The organism is Klebsiella sp. CN_Kp066, assembly GCF_040065135.1.
Taxonomy (GTDB): Bacteria; Pseudomonadota; Gammaproteobacteria; order Enterobacterales; family Enterobacteriaceae; genus Klebsiella; species Klebsiella oxytoca.
Window position 1 is genome coordinate 118,291 of sequence record NZ_JBEAIU010000028.1, and the last position, 24,964, is coordinate 143,254.

The window sequence follows — 24,964 nt, forward strand, 5'->3', positions numbered from 1 at the left end:
GGGTGTTATTCCCAGAAATCCCGGGCTGGATCGAGCACCGGACGAATAATGCCCGCACGCACCGTAAAGTCGCCGAAGCCTTCACCCGCTTCGCGCTCTTTCGCCCAGCGCCCTACCAGTTCGTCGATTGAATCGAGAATTTCCGACTCGGTAATGTTTTCCCGGTACATGCGCGGAATCCGCGTCCCGCTACGGTTGCCGCCAAGGTGCAGGTTGTAGCGGCCCGGCGCTTTACCCACCAGGCCCACTTCCGCCAGCATCGCGCGACCGCAGCCGTTCGGGCAACCGGTGACACGGGTAACGATATGCTCGTCGCCAACGCCATGTTTGCTCATCACCGCCTCGACTTTATCGATGAATGACGGGAGGAAGCGCTCGGCTTCCGCCATCGCCAGCGGGCAGGTCGGGAATGAGACGCAAGCCATCGAATTTTCGCGCTGCGGCGTAACGGCGTTCATCAGGCCGTGCTCGCGGGCCAGCTTCTCGATCTTCGCCTTCTGATCTTCCGGTACGCTGGCAATAATCAGATTCTGATTTGCCGTAATACGGAATTCGCCCTTATGGATCTTCGCGATCTTCAGCAGACCCGTTTTCAGCGGGCGGCCCGGATAATCAAGGATACGTCCGTTTTCAATAAACAGCGTCAGATGCCAGTTATTGTCGATACCTTTCACCCAGCCGATACGATCGCCGCGGCCGGTGAACTCGTATGGACGAATCGGTTCAAACTTGATGCCCGCCCGACGCTCCACTTCTGCTTTAAAGGTCTCAACGCCAACGCGCTCCAGGGTGTATTTGGTTTTCGCATTTTTACGGTCGGTACGGTTGCCCCAGTCGCGCTGGGTCGTCACCACCGCTTCCGCTACCGCCAGGGTATGCTCCAGCGGCAGATAGCCAAACTCGCTCGCCGTACGAGCGTAGGTTTTCTTATTGCCGTGCTCAATCGATAAACCGCCGCCCACCAGCAGATTAAAGCCCACCAGCTTGCCGTTTTCAGCAATAGCCACGAAGTTCATATCGTTCGCGTGCAGATCGATATCGTTCTGCGGCGGGATCACCACGGTCGTTTTAAACTTACGCGGCAGATAGGTCTGGCCGAGGATCGGTTCTTCATCGGTGGTGGCGACTTTCTTTTGATCCAGCCAGATCTCGGCATAGGCGCGAGTGCGCGGCAGCAGGTGCTCGGAGATCTTCTTCGCCCATTCATAAGCTTCGGCGTGCAGCTGAGACTCGTTCGGGTTGGACGTACAGAGCACGTTACGGTTCATGTCATTAGCGGTGGCCAACGCATCCAGTCCGACCGAATGCAGCATCTGGTGCACCGGCTTGACGTTCTTCTTCAGAATGCCGTGAAACTGGAAGGTCTGACGGTTGGTCAGACGGATACTGCCGTAGATGGTGTTATCGGCGGCGAATTTATCGATCGCCTGCCACTGTTTGGTGGTGATCACCCCGCCCGGCAGGCGGCAGCGCAGCAGCATCGCGTGACGCGGCTCCAGCTTCTGCGCCGCACGTTCGGCGCGGATATCGCGGTCATCCTGCTGATACATACCGTGAAAACGGATCAGCAGAAAGTTATCGCCTTTAAAACCGCCGGTCAGGCCGTCATTCAAATCTTCCGCAATGGTGCCGCGCAGGTAGTTGCTTTCGAGCTTCATGCGCTCGGCGTCAGTCAGTTTACCTTCGACCACCAGCGGGCCTGGATGTTTTTCGCTCATTAGTAGACATCTCGCTGATAACGGCGCTCTACGCGCAGCTCACTTAAAAATTCGTCCGCCGCTTCGGCGTCCATCGCGCCGTATTCGGCAATCACTTCCAGTAACGTCTGCTCAACGTCTTTTGCCATACGATTGGCATCGCCGCAGACATAAATATGGGCACCGTCGTTAATCCAGCGCCACAGTTCGGCTCCCTGCTCGCGCAGTTTGTCCTGAACGTAGACTTTTTGTTGTTGATCGCGGGACCAGGCCAGGTCGATGCGGCTCAGCACGCCTTCTTTGACGTAGCTCTGCCACTCCACCTGATAGAGGAAATCTTCAGTAAAGTGCGGGTTGCCGAAGAACAGCCAGTTCTTACCCTCTGCGCCTTCCGCCGCGCGCTGCTGCATAAACGCGCGGAAAGGCGCGATGCCGGTACCGGGACCAATCATGATCACCGGCGTTTCCGGGTTCGCAGGCAAACGGAAGTTATCGTTATGCTCGATAAAAACGCGAACTTCGCCGTCTTCTTCGACGCGGTCGGCCAGGAAACTGGAAGCGCCGCCGGCACGAGCGCGACCTTCAATATCATAACGCACTACGCCAACGGTGACGTGGACTTCGCTTTCCACTTCCGCCTGCGAAGAGGCGATCGAGTAGAGCCGCGGCGTCAACGGGCGCAGCAGGTCAACCAGCGCCTGGGCATCCAGCTGCGCCGGCGAGAAACGCACCATGTCGACGATCGGCGTGGTTGCGGCGTAGTGCTGAAGCTGTGCCTTATCGCCCACCAGCGGCAGTAAAGACTCGCTGCGGGTTAAGGTGGCGTAGTTTTCCACGATATTGGCGGTGTTGACCGTCAGCTCAAAATGCCATTCCAGCGCTTCAGCAAGCGGTAGCGTTTTGCCGTCGACCGTGACCGGTTCCGTACCTGTTAGCCAGAGCAGCTCCACCAGCTCCTTCACCAGCGCCGGATCGTTCTGATACCAGACGCCCAGCGCATCGCCCGGCTGATAGCGCAGGCCGGAGTCGCCGAGGTCGATTTCAATATGGCGCACATCCTTTTCTGAATCACGGCCGGTGATTTTCTGATTCACCGCCAGCGTCGCAGTCAGCGGCGCCTCTTTGGTATACGGGCTGGTGTGGATTTCATTCACCGCCCCGCTGGTAACCAACTGAGACGGAGAAGCAGCAGGCGCGCGCGCTTTCAGCACCTCAACTACGCGGGCGCGCCATTCGGCAGCGGCGGTCTGATACTCCACATCAGCGTCAACCCGATCCAGCAGGCGTTCACCGCCCAGCTCGGCCAGCTTGTTATCAAAATCCTTGCCGGACTGGCAGAAGAATTCATAGGAGGTATCGCCGAGGCCAAACACGGCAAATGCCGTATCGGTCAGCTTGGGCGCTTTCTTCGAGAACAGGAACTTATGCAGTGCGACGGCTTCTTCCGGCGGCTCACCTTCGCCTTGTGTTGACGTCACGACGACCAGCAGTTTTTCGGTGGCAATTTGTTTAAATTTATAGTCGCCTGCGTTAATCAGCTTCACATTCAGCTGCGCCGCCTGTAGATCGTCACGCAGCGCTTCAGCGATGCGGCGGGCATTGCCGGTTTGCGAGGCCGAAATCAGCGTGATGGACGGCACTTCAGCCGCCTGGGCTGGCGCAACAACCGCCGCGCCGGGCTGCTGATTCAGCATCCCCCAAAAATAGCCGGAAACCCAGGCTAGCTGGGTAGGCGTGAAGTCAGTCGTGGCCGCCTGAAGGCGCGCCATTTGCTCCGGACTCAGCGGTAGCAAATTGGAAGGTGGGGCCTGTGTCGTCATGCGTCGTTATGTTCCAGTAAGCAAAGCTGTGATTCACGCCCTGTCAGCGTGATAAAACAGAAGAGAATAGAAGGTTAACGGCGCAGATAGTAACAATTAAAGAAGGGATGGAAATAACAAATAACCAAATGGACTAACCTGTTTTAGTTATAGTTATTAACAACAAAATCGATTAAATAAGCTGCTGTAATATAAAGATATAATTCCCATAAACCGCATGGATATGTCCATTTTGTGTTCAGGACCGTTTTAGTTAATGATAAAAAATGTACTTTCCGGTACCCTACGGCGGTTTTTTTGCCATATTGAGAATAAAAGATGTCCACCACGCTGTTTAAAGATTTCACTTTCGAAGCCGCTCACCGCCTGCCGCACGTACCGGAAGGCCATAAGTGCGGACGCCTGCACGGTCACTCTTTTATGGTGCGCCTGGAGATTACCGGTGAAGTCGATCCCCATACCGGGTGGATCATGGATTTCGCCGAGCTGAAAGCCGCATTCAAACCCACCTACGATCGCCTGGATCACTACTATCTGAACGATATTCCGGGACTTTCCAATCCTACCAGCGAAGTCCTGGCAAAATGGATCTGGGAGCAGATGAAGCCTTTGGTTCCGTTACTCAGCGCGGTGATGATCAAAGAAACCTGCACGGCGGGCTGCGTCTATCGCGGCGAGTGATCCCTTTCGCCATCGCGTAGGTCGCCTGTTAGCGGCGCGATGGCCTTTTCGCCTCTCGCCGTTTCTCGCCTCGCCTGGGCTAGTTCGCGGCTAGCGCACCAGATAACCGCCATCTACCGCCAGGATATGGCCATTCACGTAATCCGAGGCCCGGCTGGCCAGGAAGACGACTGCGCCCATCAGATCCTGCGCCTCACCCCAACGGCCGGCCGGAATATGCGCCAGGACGCGCCTGTTTTCCTTAGGCGTGTTGCGGACGATCGCCGTCATGTCGGTCTCATAATAGCCGGGGGCAATACCGTTAACCTGAATGTTATATGGACCGAGCTCTTCACAATAGGCTTTGGTTAACCCCGCGAGGGCATGTTTGGTTGCTGCATAAGCCGGCGACCAGCTGCCGCCTAAATAAGAAAACACCGAACAGATATTGATAATTTTGCCACAGCGGCGGGGAACCATTATTTTCGCCGCCTCATGGCTGAGCTCGAAAGCCGCCGTCAGGTTGGTCTCAATCATCGGGTCCCAGTCGGCGCGGCCAAAGCGCAGGACCTTATTCAAACGGCAAATACCGGCATTGTTCACCAGGATATCGACCGTGCCGAAACGCTGGCAGCAGGCGGCGATAATGCGCTGCGGCATGCCGTTGTCGGTAATATTCGCCAGCATGAACTCCACTTCAGCGCCCTGCTGCTCAATTCGTTCACGGGTTTGCGCATTATCGACGCGTCGTCCGGGAATAAACAGATTGGCTCCCGCCGTGGCCAGAGCAAGGGCAAGAGCCTGCCCCAGTCCGCTATTCCCCCCGGTGACAATGGCGGTTTTCCCTTTGAGGGAGAAGAACTCCATAGAAAAAGCATGGGATGGCTCAATTGGCTGCATGTTTAACTCGATCCTTAAGTCAACATATCGACAGCGCGCCGGGGCGGCTGATGTACGAATCGATTATACCACCGCAGGTATGAGCGAGAATCTTAACTAGTACGCTGAAGCGAGGGGGCTTGATGAATTCATATATGAATAAAGTGCTTGCCGGACAGCTATCAGCCAGCCCGGCAAAAAAGGAGGGATCAGGCGATGTTCAGATACTTATGCGTCTGCATAGATAAACGCCAGTTGCGCGCGATGCAGGTTTCGATGCACAGGCGCGTCGCGTCCTCTTTCTGGCTAATTGGCTGCAGCGCGATGATGCGCGGCTTGTCGTCAGCCAGCGTCTCCAGCAGTTCATCGAGCGCTTCGATATCGCGCACGCGTCCAACAGGATGTTTTATTTCATCAGCTCGCTGCAGCGCCTGAGAAAGGACATCATAGCCGCCGCGCATATTCACCTTCGGCGATACCGTCACCCAGGTATGAGGCGTACAGCGAACTTCGTGGGTGCCGCTGGTTTCAATCTGGCAGCTAAAGCCGTTTTGCTCCAGCAGCGAGGTCAGCGGCGTTAAATCATGAATACAGGGTTCGCCGCCGGTAATCACCACGTGACGAGCAGTCCAGCCCTGACGCCCGATGATGGCCAGCAGATCTTCGCTACTTGCCGGGCCCCATTTATCGCTCTCTTTGGTTTTTGCCAGAATGCTGAACAGAGAGACTTCTCGATCGGCAAGTTTATCCCAGGTATGTTTGGTATCGCACCAGGCGCAACCAACCGGGCATCCCTGTAAACGAATAAAAATGGCGGGAACGCCGGTGAAGTAACCTTCGCCTTGCAAGGTCTGGAACATCTCGTTAATCGGGTACTGCATAATCATCTCTGTATTGGGTTAAGAGCGCGCATTATCGCAGATTTACTCGCGCAGATCTTGTCCTGCGCTGCGCCGCGTGGTGGCTAAGCCCAATCCTTATTGATAAAGGTCCGTCAGTTGGTCGATATCCCTATCCAGAGGCGGCTGATTTAACTAGCCTGATAATAATAAGGCTACTATTAAGCAGCATAGCTGAAATTTTTGGTGTAACAAAACATGTATCACCCTGAAAACCAAAAATAAAAATAACAAATTTAAAAATAATAAATTTCAATGATGTACAAATGGATACACGAAATAATGAATTTATTGCCATAGCGAAGGGTCAAATTCGATCCACGACGTAAAACAACCTTAAAATAACCTTAATAAACCGTACGTTATGATCTTCACCCATTTAATATCCGTTTAATTTTTTGCGCCTAGAATCCAGTCCACCAACCATAATGAGACTGCATTCATGAATACATTATTAATTACTGGCGCGACCGGATTTCTCGGTGGAGCAGTGTTAGAAAGCATTCTGAATAAAAAGAATGCGCCTAATCTATTACTGTTAGTTCGTGCAGATAATAGTGTAGCTGCCGTAGAGCGGGTAAAGGAAAATCTGCGAAAATTCAATATTAGCGAAGAGAGACTAACGGCCCTGACGCCAGGCAACATTCTGCTGGGGGATCTGGCCAATCCGCAGCCCTTTCTCGACGACCCGCGCCTGAATCAGGTTACCCACGTGCTCAACTGCGCTGCCGTCGCCTCATTTGGTAACAACCCGCTTATCTGGAAGGTCAACGTCGAAGGTACGCTGCAGTTTGCCCGGCGGATGGCTCAGGTCAGCCGCCTTGAGCGCTTTCTGCACGTCGGCACCGCGATGTCCTGCTCGCCAGATCCCGATTCTCTGGTAGCGGAAAGCACAGCGTTTCGTGAACGCGCTGCGCATCTGGTCGAGTACACGCACTCTAAATCAATGATTGAGCGTCTCATGCGGCAGGAATGCTCAACCCTACCGCTGGCGATCGCCCGTCCCTCTATTGTTGTTGGCCACACTCATCACGGCTGTCAGCCCTCCAGCAGTATTTTCTGGGTATTCAGCATGGGGCTGATCCTGCAAAAATTTATGTGTTCGATGGAAGACCGCATTGATGTGATCCCCGTCGATTACTGTGCCGATGCGCTGCTGATGCTGCTTGTCAGCCCGCTGGCGCGCGGAGAAGTGGTGCATATTTCTGCGGGGGAAGAAAACAGCGTAAGGTTTGCGGATATCGATAACGCAATGGCCTCCGCCCTCGAACAGGCGCCGGTCGGCGATAAATACGCGCAGGTCAGCTATGAAACGCTGGTCAAAATGCGTCGTGAGCTGAAGGCTATTTTTGGCCCCTGCAACGAACGGCTGATGCTAAAAGCCATGCGCCTTTACGGCGCCTTCGCCACGCTCAACGTACGATTCAGCAACGACAAGCTGCTCAGCATGGGTATGCCAAAACCGCCGCGCTTTACCGATTACATTGACCGCTGCGTACAGACCACGCGCGGGCTTTCTATCCCGCAGCAAATGGCGGTAGATTTTAAGTAGCCACTTTTGTAGAGATAAAAAAAGCCAGCCCGTAGGCTGGCTTTTTCATATCAGATTAAGACAGGCTTATGCCTGACCTTTGATCTCTTTACGACCGTTGTACGGCGCTTTTTCACCCAGCGCTTCTTCGATACGAATCAGCTGGTTGTATTTAGCAACGCGGTCAGAACGGCTCATAGAACCAGTTTTGATCTGGCCTGCAGCGGTACCAACAGCCAGGTCAGCAATGGTAGCGTCTTCAGTTTCGCCAGAACGGTGAGAGATAACGGCAGTGTAGCCAGCGTCTTTCGCCATTTTGATCGCAGCCAGAGTTTCGGTCAGAGAACCGATCTGGTTGAATTTGATCAGGATGGAGTTAACGATGCCTTTCTCGATACCTTCTTTCAGGATCTTGGTGTTGGTTACGAACAGATCGTCACCAACCAGCTGGATTTTGTCGCCCAGTACTTTAGTCTGGTATGCGAAACCGTCCCAATCAGATTCGTCCAGACCGTCTTCGATAGAAACGATCGGGTACTGTTTGGTCAGCTCTTCCAGGAAGTGAGTGAACTCTTCGGAAGTGAACGCTTTGTTGCCTTCGCCGGCCAGAACGTATTTACCGTCTTTGTAGAATTCAGAAGCCGCGCAGTCCATCGCCAGAGTGATGTCTTTGCCCAGCTCGTAGCCAGCGGCTTTAACGGCTTCAGCGATAACAGCCAGCGCTTCAGCGTTGGAACCCAGGTTCGGCGCGTAGCCACCTTCGTCACCAACAGCAGTGTTCATGCCTTTAGCTTTCAGAACTTTAGCCAGGTTGTGGAACACTTCAGAACCCATACGTACGGCTTCTTTCAGGGATTTAGCGCCTACCGGCTGAATCATAAATTCCTGGATGTCGACGTTGTTGTCAGCGTGCTCGCCGCCGTTGATGATGTTCATCATCGGAACCGGCATGGAGTATTTTCCCGGAGTGCCGTTCAGCTCAGCGATGTGCTCGTACAGCGGCTGACCTTTAGAAGCAGCGGCAGCTTTGGCGTTAGCCAGAGAGACGGCCAGGATAGCGTTCGCACCGAAGTTAGATTTGTTTTCAGTACCGTCCAGGTCGATCATGATTTTGTCGATGCCAGCCTGATCTTTGGCATCTTTGCCCAGGATTGCCTGAGCGATCGGGCCGTTTACCGCAGCAACAGCTTTCAGTACGCCTTTACCCATGAAACGGGACTTGTCGCCATCGCGCAGTTCCAGCGCTTCGCGGGAGCCAGTAGAAGCACCTGACGGAGCAGCTGCCATACCGACGAAACCACCTTCCAGGTGTACTTCGGCTTCAACAGTCGGGTTACCACGGGAGTCGATGATTTCACGACCGATGACTTTAACGATTTTGGACATTAGGTTTTCCTCAGTACAAGTTAAACTAAAACTCCAGACAAACAATGCACCCGGATGGGTGCATTGCCGTTCTAACTCTTTTACTTCGCCTGACGCTTCTGGTACTCGCCAGCGGCTTTCACAAAGCCGGCAAACAGCGGGTGACCATCACGCGGCGTCGAAGTAAACTCCGGATGGAACTGACAGGCGACGAACCACGGATGGTTAGGCACCTCGATGATCTCGACCAACTGATCATCCCCGGAACGGCCCGCAATGCGCAGGCCCGCATTTTCAATCGGCTTCAACAGCATGTTGTTGACTTCGTAGCGGTGACGATGGCGCTCAGTAATGGTTGGTTCGCCATACAGCTGGCGCACCAGGCTATCTTCAGCCAGCTGGCACTGCTGTGCGCCGAGGCGCATCGTGCCGCCGAGATCGCTCTTATCAGAGCGAACTTCGACATTACCGTCTTCATCACGCCATTCGGTAATCAGGGCCACGACCGGGTACTTACAGTCTGGCACAAATTCCGTTGAGTTGGCGTTTTCCATCCCCGCTACGTTGCGCGCAAACTCAATCAGCGCAACCTGCATACCCAGGCAAATACCCAGATATGGAATGTTGTTTTCACGCGCATAGCGCGCGGTAGCGATCTTACCTTCGACGCCGCGATAGCCGAAGCCGCCAGGAATCAGGATAGCGTCTAAATTCTTCAGAATTTCGACGCCGCGCGTTTCCACATCCTGCGAATCAATCAGCTTGATATTGACGGTAACGCGATTTTTCAGACCGCCGTGTTTCAGCGCTTCAATCACTGATTTATAGGCATCCGGCAGTTCAATGTACTTGCCGACCATACCGATAGTGACTTCGCCTGCCGGGTTCGCTTCTTCGTAGATAACCTGTTCCCATTCGGCCAGGTTCGCTTCCGGACAGTTTAAGCTGAATCGTTTACAAATATAATCGTCCAGCCCCTGAGATTTCAACAGGCCCGGAATTTTATAAATGGAATCGACGTCTTTCATCGAAATAACGGCTTTTTCTGGCACATTGCAGAACAAAGCAATTTTGGCGCGTTCGTTCGCCGGAATGGCGCGATCGGAGCGGCAAACCAGAATGTCTGGCTGAATACCGATGGAGAGCAGCTCTTTTACGGAGTGCTGGGTCGGTTTGGTTTTGACTTCGCCCGCGGCGGCCATGTACGGCACCAGGGTCAAATGCATAAACAGGGCGTTTTCACGACCGATATCCACCGCCAGCTGCCGAATCGCTTCAAGGAACGGCAGCGACTCGATATCGCCTACGGTACCGCCGATTTCAACCAGCACCACATCATGACCTTCGCCGCCCGCCAGCACGCGCTCTTTAATCGCGTTGGTGATGTGCGGGATCACCTGCACGGTCGCGCCCAGATAGTCGCCACGACGCTCTTTGCGCAGGACATCAGAGTAGATACGGCCGGTGGTGAAGTTGTTGCGACGAGTCATCTTGGTGCGAATGAAGCGCTCGTAGTGACCTAAGTCCAGATCGGTTTCAGCGCCGTCTTCGGTAACGAACACTTCCCCGTGTTGGATTGGGCTCATGGTACCCGGATCGACGTTGATGTATGGATCCAGTTTCATCATGGTCACGTTAAGCCCACGGGCTTCAAGAATGGCTGCGAGGGAAGCTGCGGCAATGCCTTTACCCAGAGAGGATACGACCCCGCCGGTCACAAAAATATAGTTCGTTGTCATGCTGAACCTGAGAAGTTAGGTTTAAAAGACGATGGAATAACCAGGACGGGAAAGCAGTATACCCGATCATGACTGACGCCACAAACTTTCATTATCCCTCCTTTTCATCAGGCCCACACAAACGCGGGGAGTGAGAAAATAGCCGCTTTTGGCGAAATGTTTTTGACGTAAATCAAGCGCTTGTTATTTAAAAAATCACACAAATAGCGCTTGATCACGAAAACTCTTTAGAGATCAGTTTCCTGGCGTTTTACTTCCTGCCACACCTGCTCCATAGTATCGAGGTCGACGCCGGTCATTTCCAGGCCGCGCGCGGCGACAATCCGCTCAACTTCACGGAAGCGACGTTCAAATTTGAGATTGGCTTTTTGCAACGCAACCTCGGCTTTGACGCCTAAATGGCGGGATAAATTGACCGTTGCAAACAGCAGGTCGCCAACTTCCTCCTCCAGTTTAGCTTCATCCACCACGGCCTGCTGCGCTTCATGCATCACTTCATCTATTTCTTCATGAACTTTATCCAGCACCGGTCCGAGAGAGGTCCAGTCAAAACCCACCGCCGAGCAGCGTTTTTGGATTTTATGCGCGCGCATCAACGCCGGAAGGCTATGCGGAATATCGTCCAGCGCGGAGTGCTGGGACTTTTCCGCTCGCTCAGCGCTTTTGATCTGCTCCCAGCGGGCCAGCGCTTCGCTGCTGCTACCGGCGGAGGCATCGCCGAAAATATGCGGGTGGCGGCGCTCAAGCTTGTCGCTGATAGCGGCGCAGATATCGCTGAAATCAAAGCGCCCCTCTTCCTGCGCCATTTGAGCGTAGAAGACAACCTGGAACAGCAGATCGCCCAACTCGCCGCGCAAATCGTCAAAATCTTCGCGGGAGATGGCGTCGAGCACTTCATAGGTTTCTTCAAGCGTATAGGGAGCGATGGTGGCAAACGTCTGCTCTTTGTCCCACGGACAGCCGTTTTCCGGATCGCGTAGCCGCTGCATAATGCCGAGCAGCCGTTCCATCTCATTATTTGCCTTCATAGTTATTGATCCTGCACTTTTCATCATTTCAGTCACGCCATTCGCGTTTCGGTTTTGGCAAGCCGCCGCGTATTACAAAAACATAAACTATGCCGTGCAGCACGATAAATACCAACGCCAGCATGCGCACCGGGTCGTCAATATAGCGGATTTGCGACGAAAGCATGTTAAAAGGAAACTCCCCTTTCACCGTCACGCAAAGCTGCACAAACATGGCAAGGGCATTTGCAGCGCGGCATATCAGGTGTGAACTCAAGGATCCGTCTGGCGAATAAACGATAAAAAACAGCCAGATTTGCACAGCGATCAGCGTGAGGGATGAGAGGAGATAAAGAATAAAGAAACTTAAGCTCAAATCCATTGAAGCCTATCCAGTAAGCCAGCGCCCGTCGGGGAGCTCCATGGCTATCAGGGTAAAAACGCAGCTGTTAGCTGAGCTGCGTTTTTACCGTTTTCCTTTTACCCGCCGTGCAGGCGACGGGCGTCGATGACGTCCGGAACCTGATTCAGCTTGCCAAGTACCCGGCCCAGAACCTGCAGGTTGTAGATCTCAATGGTCATATCGATGGTTGCCATCTGCTGCTTCGTATCGCTGCGGCTGGCAACGCCCAGCACGTTGACCTTCTCATTGGCGAGAATAGTAGTGATATCGCGCAGCAGGCCGCTACGATCGTTGGCCTGGACCCGCACCACCAGCGAGTAGCCCGCCGAGTAGCTCTCTCCCCACACTGCGTCAACGATGCGCTCCGGAGCATGAGACTGTAGCTCCGCGAGCTGATCGCAATCCGCCCGGTGCACCGAGATCCCTCGGCCCTGGGTGATAAAGCCCACAATCTCGTCGCCGGGGATCGGCTGGCAGCAGCGCGCAATGTGGTGCATCAGATTGCCGACGCCTTCCACCACCACGCGACCATTGTCTTTGCTGCGATTCTGCGGAGTATAGGTTTTCTGCTGCAGCTGCTTAAGTGCCGCCGCATCCTGCTCCGCCGCGCTGGGCTTATTAAACTGCGCCTGCAGGAAATTAACCATCTGGTTGAGGCGAATATCGCCACCGCCAATCGCCGCCAGCAGTTCGTCCTGCTCATTAAAGTTGTAGCGCGGCAGCAGATACTTTTCCGCATCCTTCAGGCTGATGCCCAGATGCTCCAGCTCATCATCGAGGATCTGCCGTCCGGCAAGAATATTCTTGTCGCGATCCTGCTTGCGGAACCAGGCATGAATTTTGGAACGCCCGCGGCTGGTAGTGACGTAGCCAAGGTTCGGATTCAGCCAGTCACGGCTTGGGTTAGGCTGTTTTTGAGTGATGATTTCAATCTGGTCGCCCATCTGCAGCTGATAGGTGAACGGCACAATACGTCCGCTGATTTTCGCCCCGATGCAGCGGTGACCGACATCGCTGTGAATATGGTAGGCAAAATCGAGCGGAGTCGAACCCGAAGGTAAATCCACTACGTCACCCTTCGGCGTAAAGACATAAACCCGGTCGTCAAAGACCTGGCTACGCACTTCATCCAGCATCTCGCCGGAATCGGCCATCTCTTCCTGCCAGGCGATCAGTTTACGCAGCCATGCAATGCGATCTTCATAGCCGCGTCCGCCGCTGGCCCCTGCGCTGGCGCCCTCTTTGTACTTCCAGTGCGCAGCTACGCCCAGCTCGGCATCTTCATGCATCTGGCGGGTACGGATCTGAATTTCGATCGTCTTGCCGCCGGGACCAAGCACGACGGTATGAATGGACTGGTAGCCATTGGGCTTAGGGTTGGCGACGTAATCATCAAACTCATCCGGCAGATGGCGGTAGTGAGTATGCACTATCCCCAGCGCGGCATAGCAGTCCTGCAGGCGCTCGGCGACAATCCGCACCGCCCGCACGTCAAACAGCTCGTCGAAAGCGAGATGTTTTTTCTGCATTTTGCGCCAGATGCTATAGATATGCTTAGGACGACCGTAAACCTCAGCCTTGACGCCCTCGGTTTTCATTTCCGTGCGTAAGTGGCTGACGAACTCGTCAATGTAATGTTCACGATCGATGCGCCGCTCGTGCAACAGCTTAGCGATGCGTTTATATTCCGCCGGGTGCAGATAGCGGAAGCAGTAATCTTCAAGCTCCCACTTAAGCTGGCCGATCCCCAGACGGTTGGCCAGCGGCGCGTAAATATTGGTGCACTCTTTCGCCGCCAGCACGCGCTCATCTTCCGGCGCATCTTTCACTTCACGCAGATGGGCAATACGCTCGGCGATTTTAATCACCACGCAGCGGAAGTCATCAACCATCGCCAGCAGCATGCGGCGAATGTTGTCCACCTGTTCAGAGGAGACCGAATCCGTATGGGTGGCTTTAAGCTGACGTATCGCGGCCATATCCCGCACGCCGTGGATCAGGGTGACGACGGATTTCCCGACGCTCTCCTGCATGATTTCTTCGCTGACGACGTTGCCATCCGCCAGCGGGAATAGCATCGCCGCTCGCAGCGTATCGATGTCCATACTGAGCATGGAGAGAATTTCTACCATCTCCACGCCGCGCCATAGCAGGAGATCGGCCTGCGGGTGTCCCTGCGTTTTCTCTCGACAATAATCCCAGGTTTCGGCTAAGCGTTCACACGACTGCTGGCTGGAAATTCCCAGACTCGCGATCCATTTCTTCGGGTCAAATTCACCAGCTTTATTTAAATGTGCACTTCTTACCGCAACCATTGTCCTCTCCTTAAGGGACCGCCTGCCGAAGTCGGCAAGCCTCAACTTTTACACTTCATCCTTCAAACCGCATCAACGTTGGCGTTCGTCTTTTATCTCAGTCGCCTGCGCCTGTGGATGCCGCTGCACTGCGATTTGAATGATTCTTGTGCTCAAACAACACCATTGATTCCAGATGACCGGTATGCGGGAACATATCCAGCATCGCCAGGCGTTGAATGGTATATCCCGCCTGCAATAAAACGTCGCTATCGCGCGCCAGAGTCGCCGGATTACAAGAAACATACACCACCCGACGCGGCGCTAATTTAATTATATGTAACATAACGCCCGCCGCACCGGCGCGCGCCGGGTCGAGCAGAACTTTATCAAAACCGTGCTTCGCCCACGCCTGGCGGGTGACGTCCTCTTCAAGATTTTCATGAAAGAACGTCACATTATGCAACGCGTTCAGCGCCGCGTTTTCTTGCCCCTTCGCCACCAGCGCCGGAACACCTTCAACCCCCACGACCTGCGCCGCGCGCTTTGCCAGCGGCAGGGTAAAGTTGCCCATGCCGCAAAAGAGATCCAGCACGCGATCCTGAGGCTGGATATCCAGCCATTCCAGTGCCGTACGCACCATGAGCTGGTTTACGCCGTCGTTGACCTGAATAAAGTCGCGCGGACTGAACACTAAGCGTAGACCGTCGGACGTATACCAGGGCGCTTCCCCGCGAATCTGTTCCAGTATCTCGCTTTGCGGGGCGAGATACAGTGAAAGACCGTGAGATTGCGAAAAACGTTCCAGCTTTTCTTTATCTGCAGCCGGAAGGGCCGCGGTATGGCGTAAAACCATCAGCGGGCCGTTGTCAGCCTGCACCAGCTCCACGTGGCCAAGCTGACGCAGCGATTGCAATCCGCTGAGACATTCTCGTACCGCGGGCAGTAGCGCACCAAGAGTGGGCACCAAAACAGGGCACTGCACCACATCAACAATTTCACTGGAGTTGGCCTTCCGGAAGCCTATCTGTAATTGTTGGGTCTTTGGCTGATAATTCAAGCTCAGACGCGCCCGGCGGCGATAGCCCCACGGCGAAGCGGCTATAATGTCATCAACCTCGCGCTTCATTAACCGCGCGAGGGCGGCGCGTTTGCTCTGCTGCTGCAGCTCAACGCTGGCGTGCTGCTGCTGACATCCGCCGCAGATACCAAAATGCGGACAGCGCGGCGCCTGCCGCTGCGGGCTGTCGCTAAGACGGCGTTTAACCTGCGCGCGGGCATACTGTTTTTTATCCTCTACCAGGACCACTTCGGCCTGCTCCTGCGGTAATAAACCGCTAACAAACAGCGCCTTACCCTGGTGACGCGCAACGCCCTGCCCAAAGGGATCAAGGTCATTTACTGTAACGGTTATGATCTGGCGCGTCGTCACACGCCGTTTTGCAGAGTAGAATTGCGCCATCGTAGAGATTTGTCTCAATTAAATATACTGACTCTATACACGAGTTCTTTCAGGGTGAGCCAGCGTAACCAATGCCTCAGCAGCCTGTAAGGATGATGTATATATTCTCCCATAATGGAACCGCATGACCAACTACAGCCTTCGTGCCCGCATGATGATTCTTATTCTGGCGCCAACCGTTTTGATCGGTCTGCTGCTCAGTATATTCTTCGTCGCACACCGCTATAACGACCTACAGCGCCAGCTGGAAGATGCCGGAGCCAGTATCATCGAACCGCTGGCGGTCTCCAGTGAATATGGCATGAATTTGCAAAACCGCGAGTCAATCGGGCAGCTGATCAGCGTGCTGCATCGCCGCCATTCCGATATTGTGCGCGCCATTTCCATCTATGACTCGCACAACAGGCTGTTTGTCACCTCCAACTTTCAGCTCGATCCCGGCGAACTTCAGCTACCAAAAGGGGCGCCTTTTCCCCGCCGTTTAAGCGTGATTCGTCACGGCGATTTGATGATTTTGCGCACCCCAATTATTTCAGAAAGCTATTCACCGGATGAATCACCGGGAAGCGATGCCAAGATGCCGGACAATATGCTGGGCTACGTGGCGCTGGAGCTGGATCTCAAATCGGTGCGGCTGCAGCAGTACAAAGAGATCTTCATCTCCAGCGTGATGATGCTGTTCTGCATCGGCATCGCGCTGATCTTCGGCTGGCGACTGATGCGCGACGTGACCGGGCCGATTCGCAACATGGTGAATACCGTTGACCGCATCCGCCGGGGCCAGCTTGATAGCCGCGTGGAAGGTTTTATGCTCGGCGAACTGGATATGCTGAAAAACGGGATCAACTCCATGGCGATGTCGCTGGCGGCGTATCATGAAGAGATGCAGCATAACGTCGATCAGGCCACCTCCGACCTGCGTGAAACGCTTGAACAGATGGAAATCCAGAACGTTGAGCTGGACCTGGCGAAAAAACGCGCGCAGGAAGCGGCGCGAATCAAATCCGAATTCCTCGCCAATATGTCCCACGAGCTGCGCACTCCGCTTAACGGCGTCATTGGCTTTACCCGCCTGACGCTGAAAACCGATTTAAATACCACCCAGCGCGATCATCTGACCACCATTGAGCGTTCAGCGAACAATCTGCTGGCCATCATTAATGATGTTCTGGACTTCTCTAAGCTCGAAGCCGGGAAGCTCATTCTGGAGAGCATTCCGTTCCTGCTGCGAAATTCGCTCGACGAGGTGGTCACGCTGTTGGCGCATTCGGCGCACGATAAGGGGCTGGAGCTGACCCTGAACATCAAAAACGATGTGCCGGATAACGTGATTGGCGACCCGCTGCGCCTGCAGCAAATTATTACTAACCTGATGGGCAACGCCATTAAGTTCACCGAACATGGCAACATTGACGTGCTGGTGGAACAGCGGGCTATAAGCAATTCAAGAGTGCAAATCGAAGTTCAGATCCACGATACCGGCATCGGTATTCCCGAGCGCGACCAGTCGCGTCTGTTTCAGGCTTTCCGCCAGGCAGACGCCAGTATTTCCCGTCGCCACGGCGGAACCGGGCTGGGTCTGGTTATCACCCAGCGGCTGGTAAAAGAGATGGGTGGCGATATTTCCTTCCATAGCCAGCCTAATCGCGGCTCGACGTTCTGGTTCCATATCAGCCTCGATCTCAACCCTAACGCGGTACCCGACAGCGTACCGACCCAATGTCTGGCGGGTAAAAAGCTGGCCTACATTGAGGCTAACGCAGCGGCGGCGCAGTGCACCATGGAGCTGCTGGCGACAACGCCGCTGGAGGTGGTCTACAGTCCGACGATGACTGCCCTACCGGATGCCCATTACGATATCCTGCTGGCGGGCATTCCGGTGTCGATACGCGATCTGAACCAGCATCGCGATAAGCTGGCCAGAGCCCGTAAGCTTGCCGATCATCTGCTGCTGGCGCTACCGTGCCACGCCCAGGTGAGCGCCGAAACGCTTAAACACGACGGTATCGCAGCCTGTCTGCTTAAGCCCCTGACCTCAACGCGCTTGCTTCCGGCGCTGACGGCCACATGCCAGACCCAGCCGACGCTCCTGCTGCCGCGCTCCGGTAGTACAAAGCTGCCCATGACGGTAATGGCCGTCGATGACAATCCGGCGAATCTTAAGCTCATCGGCGCTCTGCTTGAAGATTTAGTCCAGCATGTCATCCTCTGCGACAGCGGCCAGAACGCCGTTGAACGAGCCAGAGAAATGCAGCAGGATCTGATTCTGATGGATATTCAAATGCCGGAAATGGACGGCATCCGCGCCTGCGAATTGATCCATCAGCTCCCTCATCAACAGCAAACGCCGGTGATCGCCGTGACGGCCCATGCTCTGGAAGGGCAGCGAGAGAAATTGCTCAGCGCGGGGATGAACGACTATCTGGCGAAGCCCATTGAGGAAGATAAGCTCTACAATCTGCTGCTGCGCTACCAGCCGGGACAGGCCGCTGCGCCGCAGGCCGCGGCGGAGCCGGTTGACCTACCGGTTAACCATGACATCACCCTCGACTGGCAGCTGGCGCTACGCCAGGCGGCGATGAAACCGGATCTGGCGCGGGAAATGCTGCAGATGCTGCTCGCTTTTATGCCGGAAGTGCGTAACAAGGTGGAAGAACAGCTGGTGGGAGAGCAGCCGGAAGGCCTGCTGGATCTCATTCATAAGCTGCACGGCAGCTGTAGCTACAGCGGTGTGCCGCGCCTGAAGAAACTCTGCCACACTCTCGAGAGCCAGCTGCGCGCGGGCACCGCCGCCGAGGAGCTGGAGCCGGAGCTTCTGGAACTGCTGGATGAAATGGACAACGTCGCGCGGGAAGCCTGTAAGCTGCAGGGAATCTAAAACGCCTGCCCCGGCTCGCGCACTGCGACCGGGGGAGAATCTATAATACCTGGCCCATTTTCAGCACGGCGGCGACGTTTCTCGCCGTCATGCGCACATTTTCGGCGGCATTTTCCAGCGCCTCATCCAGGGTGCAAATGGAATAAATAACGCTGAATACCGCATCCAGCCCGTGCTCATGGACTACGCCGACGTCCGCCGTCAGGCTCCCGGCAATCGCGATAACCGGCAGATTATAGCGTTTTGCCACCCGCGCCACGCCAACCGGCACTTTGCCGTGAATCGTCTGGCTGTCGATGCGCCCTTCGCCGGTGATCACCAGATCCGCATCCGCCACGATATCGGCAAGATGCAAAGCGTCGGTCACGATCTCAATGCCCGGCCGCAGCTTAGCCCCGCAAAAGGCATACAGGCCCGCGCCCATGCCGCCCGCCGCGCCGCCGCCTTCAAGATGCAACACATCAAGCTCTAAGTCGCGATGGATAATCTCAGCAAAATGGGCCAGCGCCTTATCGAGGCTGGCGATCATCTCCGCCGTCGCCCCTTTCTGCGGGCCAAATACTGCCGTCGCGCCCTGCGGGCCCGTCAGCGGATTGGTGACATCGCAAGCGACGTCAATGCGGCATCCGGCGAGGCGCTTATCTAACTCGCTCACGTCGATGCGCACGAGGCTCTCCAGCGCTTGTCCGCCGGCGCCAATCTGCTGGTTATCCCGGGTCAGCAGTTTCGCCCCCAGCGCCTGCACCATCCCGGCGCCGCCATCGTTAGTCGCGCTGCCGCCGATGCCGATAATAATTTGCCTGACGCCCGCGTCCAGCGCATGGCGAATCAGCTCGCCGGTACCCCATGAAGTCGTCAGAAGAGGGTTACGTCGCGCCGGCGGTACGCTCTCCAGACCGCTTGCCGCCGCCATTTCAATAAACGCGCACTGCTTATCGCCCGAAAGACCAAAAAAAGCCTCTACGGGCTCGCCGAGCGGACCGGTGACGGTGACCGCTATCCGGCATCCCTGGGTCGCGGCAACCATGGCTTCAACGGTTCCTTCGCCACCGTCGGCGACCGGCAGTTTGACGTACTCCGCATCGGAATAAACTTCCCGAAAACCTTGCTCTATCGCGGTTGCAACATCCAGCGCACTCAGGCTCTCCTTGTATGAATCCGGTGCGATCACTATCTTCATATGCTGTCCTTAAAATGAACGATTACCCGACGCCGTGCAGGAAACCGGCCCCCGAAGAGACCGGCATCTCCTTAGCGCACCATGCACGGACGCTTGTTATCAAACGTCCAGTTCGGGATCAAATACTGCATTCCCATCGCATCATCGCGCGCGCCCAGACCGTGTTTCTGATACAGCTCATGGGCTTTCATCACCTGATCCATATCTAGCTCCACGCCCAGCCCCGGTTTCGTCGGTACCTGTACCATCCCGCCTTTAATTTCAAACGGTTCTTTGGTCAGGCGCTGGTTGCCTTCCTGCCAGATCCAGTGCGTATCAATAGCGGTAATTTTACCCGGCGCGGCTGCCGCCACGTGGGTAAACATCGCCAGCGAGATATCAAAGTGGTTGTTAGAGTGCGAGCCCCAGGTCAGGCCGAACTCGTGGCACATCTGCGCCACGCGGACGGAGCCCTGCATGGTCCAGAAGTGCGGATCCGCCAGCGGAATATCCACGGACTGCAGCGACAGCGTGTGGCCCATCTGACGCCAGTCGGTCGCGATCATATTGGTCGCCGTCGGCAGACCGGTGGCGCGGCGGAACTCCGCCATCACTTCACGCCCGGAGAAGCCCTGCTCGGCGCCGCACGGATCTTCCGCATAGGCCAGAGAGCCTTTCAGGTATTTACCAATTTTGATCGCTTCATCCAGCGACCACGCGCCGTTCGGATCGAGGGTCACGCGCGCCTGCGGGAAGCGCTTAGCCAGCGCGACGATAGACTCCGCTTCCTCTTCCCCGGCCAGTACGCCGCCTTTCAGTTTAAAATCGTTAAAACCATATTTCTCATATGCGGCTTCCGCCAGACGCACCACCGCATCCGGGGTCATCGCCTCATCATGACGCAGGCGATACCAGTCGCACGGGTCATCCGGCTGGCTCTGATAAGGCAGCGGTGTAGCTTTACGATTGCCGACGAAGAACAGATAGCCCAGCATTTCCACTTCGTTGCGCTGCTGTCCATCGCCCAGCAGAGACGCCACGTTTACGCCCAGATGCTGGCCCAGCAGGTCAAGCATCGCCGCTTCGATCCCGGTCACTACGTGAATTGTGGTACGCAGATCGAAGGTCTGCAAACCGCGTCCGCCGGCATCCCGATCGGCGAAAGTATTGCGTACGGCGGTCAGCACGTTTTTATATTCACCCAGCGTTTTACCGACCACCAGCGGGATCGCGTCCTCAAGGGTCTTGCGGATTTTCTCTCCGCCGGGAATTTCGCCGACGCCGGTATGGCCGGAATTATCTTTGATTACCACGATATTACGCGTGAAGAACGGGGCGTGCGCGCCGCTCAGGTTCATCAGCATGCTGTCGTGACCCGCGACCGGAATGACCTGCATAGAAGAAACAACGGGGGTCGAAAATTGTGCGCTCATAATTTAGTCCTTATTCAAATCAGTGACGGCCGAAAACGGGGCGTTTACGGTCAAAAGTCCATCCGGGGATCAGGTACTGCATTGGGCCTGCGTCATTACGCGCGCCGCCGGGCAGCTTTTTATAAGCCTCATGCGCTTTCTGCACCTGCTCCCAGTCCAGCTCGACGCCGAGTCCAGGCGCGTCCGGAACAGCAATTTTTCCGTGCTTAATCTCCAGCGGATTTTTGGTCAGGCGGCAATCTCCCTCCTGCCAAATCCAGTGGGTATCGATGGCCGTGGGGTTGCCCGGCGCCGCTGCGCCGACGTGGGTGAACATGGCCAGTGAAATATCAAAGTGGTTATTGGAATGGCAGCCCCAGGTCAGGCCCCAGTCATCGCACAGCTGCGCCACGCGCACCGCGCCGGAAAGGGTCCAGAAGTGCGGATCGGCCAGCGGAATATCCACGGCATTCAGCATCACCGCGTGGCCCATTTCGCGCCAGTTAGTGGCGATCATATTGGTTGCCACCGGCAGACCGGTGGCGCGGCGAAACTCCGCCATCACTTCACGGCCAGAAAAGCCCTGTTCGGCGCCGCAGGGGTCTTCCGCGTAGGTCAGCACCTCGTTCAGCCCTTTACACAGGGCGATGGCTTCATCCAGCAGCCAGGCGCCGTTGGGATCAACCGTAATGCGCGCATCGGGAAAACGCTTTTTCAACGCGCGGGCGGTTTCGATCTCCTGCTCGCCGGGCAGCACGCCGCCTTTCAGTTTAAAATCTTTAAAGCCGTAGCGGTCCTGTGAGGCCTCCGCCAGGCGCACCACCGCCTCGCTGTTCAGCGCTTCCTGATGGCGTAGACGATACCACTCATGGTTGCCCGGCGTGCTTTCCAGATAGGGCAGATCGGTTTTGGTGCGATCGCCCACGTAGAACAGATAGCCCAGCACGGTCACCTCATCGCGCTGCTTGCCCGGCCCCAGCAGCTCGCAAACCGGCACGTTGAGCGCCTTGCCCAGCAGATCCAGCAGCGCAGCCTCCAGCGCCGCCACCGCGTTCACCCGCAGCTCGAATGTCCAGGCGCCTTTACCAAAAGTATCAAAGTCCGCGGCCTGGTTGCCTTTATGCACCTGCTGAACCACTTTGTTCAGGCGGGCGACTTCCTGGCCTAATACCGTCGGGATGGCATCCACCAGCGTCTGATAAATCACTTCGCCGCCCGGTGCTTCGCCGACCCCGGTATTGCCGGCGTTATCGGTCAGCACCACAATATTGCGGGTAAAGTACGCATTGTGCGCGCCGCCGATGTTAAGCAGCATACTGTCCTGCCCGGCCACCGGGATAACCTTCATATCGGTGATAATAGGGCTCGATTGCGTTGTCATGATGATTTTCCTGCGACAGGTTTCAGTTCGATACGTTTAATATCGCCCACCAGTACCAGATAGCTCAGCACCGCCACCAGCGCATGAACGCCCACATAAATCAGCGCGCCGTTAAACGAACCGGTGGTGCCAACGATGTAGCCGATAGCAATGGGCGTCACGATACCGGAGATATTGCCGAACATGTTGAACAGACCGCCGCTCAGGCCGCTGATCTCTTTCGGCGCCGTATCCGCCATGACCGCCCAGCCCAGCGCACCGATGCCTTTACCGAAGAAGGCCAGCGCCATGAAGCCGATAATCATCCACTCCACGTTGACGTAGTTACAGAACACCATCACCATCGACAGCAGCATCCCCATGACGATAGGCGTTTTACGTGCGATGTTCAGCGAGCCGGTACGACGCATCAGCCAGTCGGAAATAATCCCGCCGAGAACCCCGCCCGCGAAACCGCAGATCGCCGGAACCGACGCGACAAAACCGGCCTTCAGGATCGACATGCCGCGCGCCTGCACCAGATAAACCGGGAACCAGGTGATAAAGAAATAGGTCAAAGCGTTAATGCAGTACTGGCCGATATAGACGCCAATCATCATGCGAGAACCCAGCAGCTGCTTGATTTGCCCCCATTTTACGCTAAACGGCACCTTAGCTTTGGCCGCCGCCTGATCCATATTGATCAGCGCGCCGCCTGCGGCGATGTAATCGAGCTCTTTTTGGTTTACACCCGGATGCTGGTTAGGTTCATGAATCACCTTCAGCCAGACAAAGCTGATGATAATGCCGAGACCGCCCATAAAGAAGAACACGTGCGACCAGCCCACCTCATGCGTCAGCCAACCCATGATCGGCGCAAAAATAACGGTGGCAAAATATTGCGCGGAGTTAAAGATAGCCACCGCCGTGCCCCTCTCCTGCGCCGGGAACCACGCCGCGACGATCCGGCTGTTGCCGGGGAAGGAAGGCGCTTCGGCCAGGCCGACAAGAAAACGCAGGGTGAACAGCGCGACGATAATGCCGAAGCCGCTAAAAATATCGACGAAACCCTGCAGCAGGGTAAACATGGACCAGATAAAAATGGACCAGAAGTAGACGCGTTTAGAACCGAAGCGGTCAAGCAGCCAGCCGCCCGGGATCTGGCCGATCACGTAGGCCCAGGAGAACGCGGAAAAGACGTAGCCCATGCCAACGGCATCAAGACCAATATCTTTGGCCATCTCCGAACCGGCAATGGATAAGGTGGCGCGGTCGCCGTAGTTGAAGGATGTGACGATAAACAACATCACCACTATCCAGTAGCGAGCATTGGTGCGCTTTTCAGCGCCGCCTGCCGCCTGACTTAATGAACTCATTGTTGCACTCCTGAATCATAGCGTTAGCTACGTTCATTCTGAACAGCACAACCTGTAGGGTACTCAGAATGACGTGTTAGTGTTTTTCATAATTTTCGTTATATCTGGCACTGCATTTTTAACTGGCAGGAAAAGTATAAAAAGAGGGGCTGACGGGCTCACCGTGCAAATACACAGCTTTCGCCGCCTGAGTAAATCTGATTTATGGCTTATGCCTAATGAGATGGGGGATGGTTCACGGAAATGAAAAGCCGCGCCCGTTCATAGACGCAAAGCGCGGTGCAAAAGACAGGAGTGTGAATCAACTCTCTTGACCCCGTGAAATAGCCCGGTAAAGACCATGGCATTACACAGGTTTTAAGGCAAATGCCCGAAGCCGTGCGCCTGAAGAATTGCTACGATGATTTTGGCCGTTTATCTGGCCACTGGCATTTAACATCAGTAAAGAAAGGGGCGCCCTCTAGTGTAGGGAGAGGGCGAAACTTTTAGGAGCTGTGCCGACAGGGTATTAGTCAAACAGTCTGAGCACCGCCCGAGGGCAAAATGGCAAACAAAATAGCCCTGATGGGATAAAGTTGTTAATCAAGCAGCGACGCCCACTGCGCTACCCATGGGTTAGCAACGCTCTCAGGTTCCGGATCTTCGCTGGCATCGATCGTCAGCATATCGCCAACGCGCGTGCCGCCCTGTTCCTGCAATAACGCATCAAACTTCAAACCGCCGCCGCAGAAGTTAGCGTAGGTGCTATCGCCCAGGGCAATAATTCCATAGCGCAAATGCGGCTGATACATATCTTTGATGCCTTCGTATAAAGGCACAATGCTGTCCGGTAAATCGCCCTGCCCGGTGGTCGATGTCACCACCAGCGCATATTTTCCGGTATACGACTCCCAGTCTTTGACTTCGGGATCTTCAAAGACTTTCGCCTGATGCCCCAGTCCGCTCAAAATAGCCTGCGCCTCTTCGGCGACCAGGAGCGAATTTCCATACATCGTACCGACAAAAATTCCGACTTCTGCCATG

Annotated in this window: 18 protein-coding genes; 3 read left to right on the plus strand and 15 right to left on the minus strand. The window is 55.4% G+C overall.

Features of this window, described 5'->3' with window-relative positions:
- Positions 1–5: 5 nt before the first annotated feature.
- Positions 6–1,718 (minus strand): assimilatory sulfite reductase (NADPH) hemoprotein subunit, encoded by a 1,713-nt coding sequence (gene cysI / locus ABLV75_RS09720; RefSeq protein WP_004104995.1) that lies wholly within the window; start codon positions 1,716–1,718, stop codon positions 6–8.
- On the minus strand, positions 1,718–3,517 hold the full coding sequence (gene cysJ, locus ABLV75_RS09725; RefSeq protein ID WP_032704739.1) for an NADPH-dependent assimilatory sulfite reductase flavoprotein subunit: 1,800 nt from the start codon (positions 3,515–3,517) through the stop codon (positions 1,718–1,720). The genes cysI and cysJ overlap by 1 nt, the downstream gene beginning before the upstream one ends.
- A gap of 318 nt (positions 3,518–3,835) precedes the next feature.
- Here cysJ and queD point away from each other — a divergent pair, with 318 nt between their 5' ends.
- Complete coding sequence (gene queD / locus ABLV75_RS09730) at positions 3,836–4,198, plus strand: 6-carboxytetrahydropterin synthase QueD (RefSeq protein ID WP_004104999.1); 363 nt, start codon at positions 3,836–3,838, stop codon at positions 4,196–4,198.
- 90 nt (positions 4,199–4,288) lie between these two features.
- Here the strand turns inward: queD and ABLV75_RS09735 are convergent, their stop codons facing one another.
- Complete coding sequence (locus ABLV75_RS09735) at positions 4,289–5,077, minus strand: SDR family oxidoreductase (RefSeq protein WP_004105001.1); 789 nt, start codon at positions 5,075–5,077, stop codon at positions 4,289–4,291.
- A gap of 188 nt (positions 5,078–5,265) precedes the next feature.
- Positions 5,266–5,937, minus strand: coding sequence for a 7-carboxy-7-deazaguanine synthase QueE (gene queE / locus ABLV75_RS09740; protein ID WP_004105003.1), 672 nt, complete (start codon positions 5,935–5,937; stop codon positions 5,266–5,268).
- Between the two features lie 460 nt (positions 5,938–6,397).
- On the opposite strand from queE, the gene ABLV75_RS09745 reads away from it, so the two are divergent.
- Positions 6,398–7,507, plus strand: a complete 1,110-nt coding sequence (locus tag ABLV75_RS09745) for an SDR family oxidoreductase (RefSeq protein WP_348854929.1) — start codon at positions 6,398–6,400, stop codon at positions 7,505–7,507.
- A 66-nt stretch (positions 7,508–7,573) separates the two neighbouring features.
- Here ABLV75_RS09745 and eno read toward each other — a convergent pair whose 3' ends face one another.
- The 6 genes from eno to rlmD form a co-directional block, all read right to left on the minus strand.
- A complete protein-coding gene (eno, locus tag ABLV75_RS09750; RefSeq protein ID WP_004105008.1) occupies positions 7,574–8,872 on the minus strand; it encodes a phosphopyruvate hydratase in 1,299 nt (432 codons plus the stop codon).
- Positions 8,873–8,952: 80 nt separating this feature from the next.
- Entirely contained in the window at positions 8,953–10,590 is a 1,638-nt protein-coding gene (gene pyrG, locus ABLV75_RS09755; protein ID WP_004105009.1) for a glutamine hydrolyzing CTP synthase, read from the minus strand.
- A gap of 227 nt (positions 10,591–10,817) precedes the next feature.
- Positions 10,818–11,618, minus strand: coding sequence for a nucleoside triphosphate pyrophosphohydrolase (gene mazG, locus ABLV75_RS09760; RefSeq protein ID WP_004105011.1), 801 nt, complete (start codon positions 11,616–11,618; stop codon positions 10,818–10,820).
- Positions 11,619–11,646: 28 nt separating this feature from the next.
- Positions 11,647–11,919, minus strand: a complete 273-nt coding sequence (locus ABLV75_RS09765) for a hypothetical protein (protein ID WP_224226417.1) — start codon at positions 11,917–11,919, stop codon at positions 11,647–11,649.
- Positions 11,920–12,077: 158 nt separating this feature from the next.
- A complete protein-coding gene (relA, locus tag ABLV75_RS09770; RefSeq protein ID WP_004105015.1) occupies positions 12,078–14,315 on the minus strand; it encodes a GTP diphosphokinase in 2,238 nt (745 codons plus the stop codon).
- A gap of 97 nt (positions 14,316–14,412) precedes the next feature.
- Positions 14,413–15,756 carry a 23S rRNA (uracil(1939)-C(5))-methyltransferase RlmD gene (gene rlmD / locus ABLV75_RS09775; RefSeq protein WP_004105017.1) on the minus strand — a complete coding sequence of 448 codons (1,344 nt, stop codon included), beginning with the start codon at positions 15,754–15,756 and terminating at the stop codon, positions 14,413–14,415.
- A gap of 124 nt (positions 15,757–15,880) precedes the next feature.
- On the opposite strand from rlmD, the gene barA reads away from it, so the two are divergent.
- Positions 15,881–18,634 carry a two-component sensor histidine kinase BarA gene (barA, locus tag ABLV75_RS09780; RefSeq protein ID WP_004105019.1) on the plus strand — a complete coding sequence of 918 codons (2,754 nt, stop codon included), beginning with the start codon at positions 15,881–15,883 and terminating at the stop codon, positions 18,632–18,634.
- A 40-nt stretch (positions 18,635–18,674) separates the two neighbouring features.
- Here the strand turns inward: barA and ABLV75_RS09785 are convergent, their stop codons facing one another.
- From ABLV75_RS09785 to ABLV75_RS09805, 5 genes are all read right to left on the minus strand, one after another.
- Positions 18,675–19,814, minus strand: coding sequence for a glycerate kinase (locus ABLV75_RS09785; protein WP_004105021.1), 1,140 nt, complete (start codon positions 19,812–19,814; stop codon positions 18,675–18,677).
- A gap of 71 nt (positions 19,815–19,885) precedes the next feature.
- Positions 19,886–21,226: a glucarate dehydratase gene (gene gudD / locus ABLV75_RS09790; protein ID WP_004105024.1), complete on the minus strand. Its 1,341-nt coding sequence runs from the start codon at positions 21,224–21,226 to the stop codon at positions 19,886–19,888.
- 19 nt (positions 21,227–21,245) lie between these two features.
- On the minus strand, positions 21,246–22,586 hold the full coding sequence (locus tag ABLV75_RS09795; RefSeq protein ID WP_004105029.1) for an enolase C-terminal domain-like protein: 1,341 nt from the start codon (positions 22,584–22,586) through the stop codon (positions 21,246–21,248).
- Complete coding sequence (gudP, locus tag ABLV75_RS09800; RefSeq protein ID WP_004105031.1) at positions 22,583–23,941, minus strand: galactarate/glucarate/glycerate transporter GudP; 1,359 nt, start codon at positions 23,939–23,941, stop codon at positions 22,583–22,585. The genes ABLV75_RS09795 and gudP overlap by 4 nt, the downstream gene beginning before the upstream one ends.
- Before the next feature lie 578 nt (positions 23,942–24,519).
- The gene (locus ABLV75_RS09805) at positions 24,520–24,963 is read right to left on the minus strand and encodes a flavodoxin (protein ID WP_004105033.1); all 444 of its coding nucleotides are present in this window, start codon (positions 24,961–24,963) and stop codon (positions 24,520–24,522) included.
- Position 24,964: the final 1 nt, after the last annotated feature.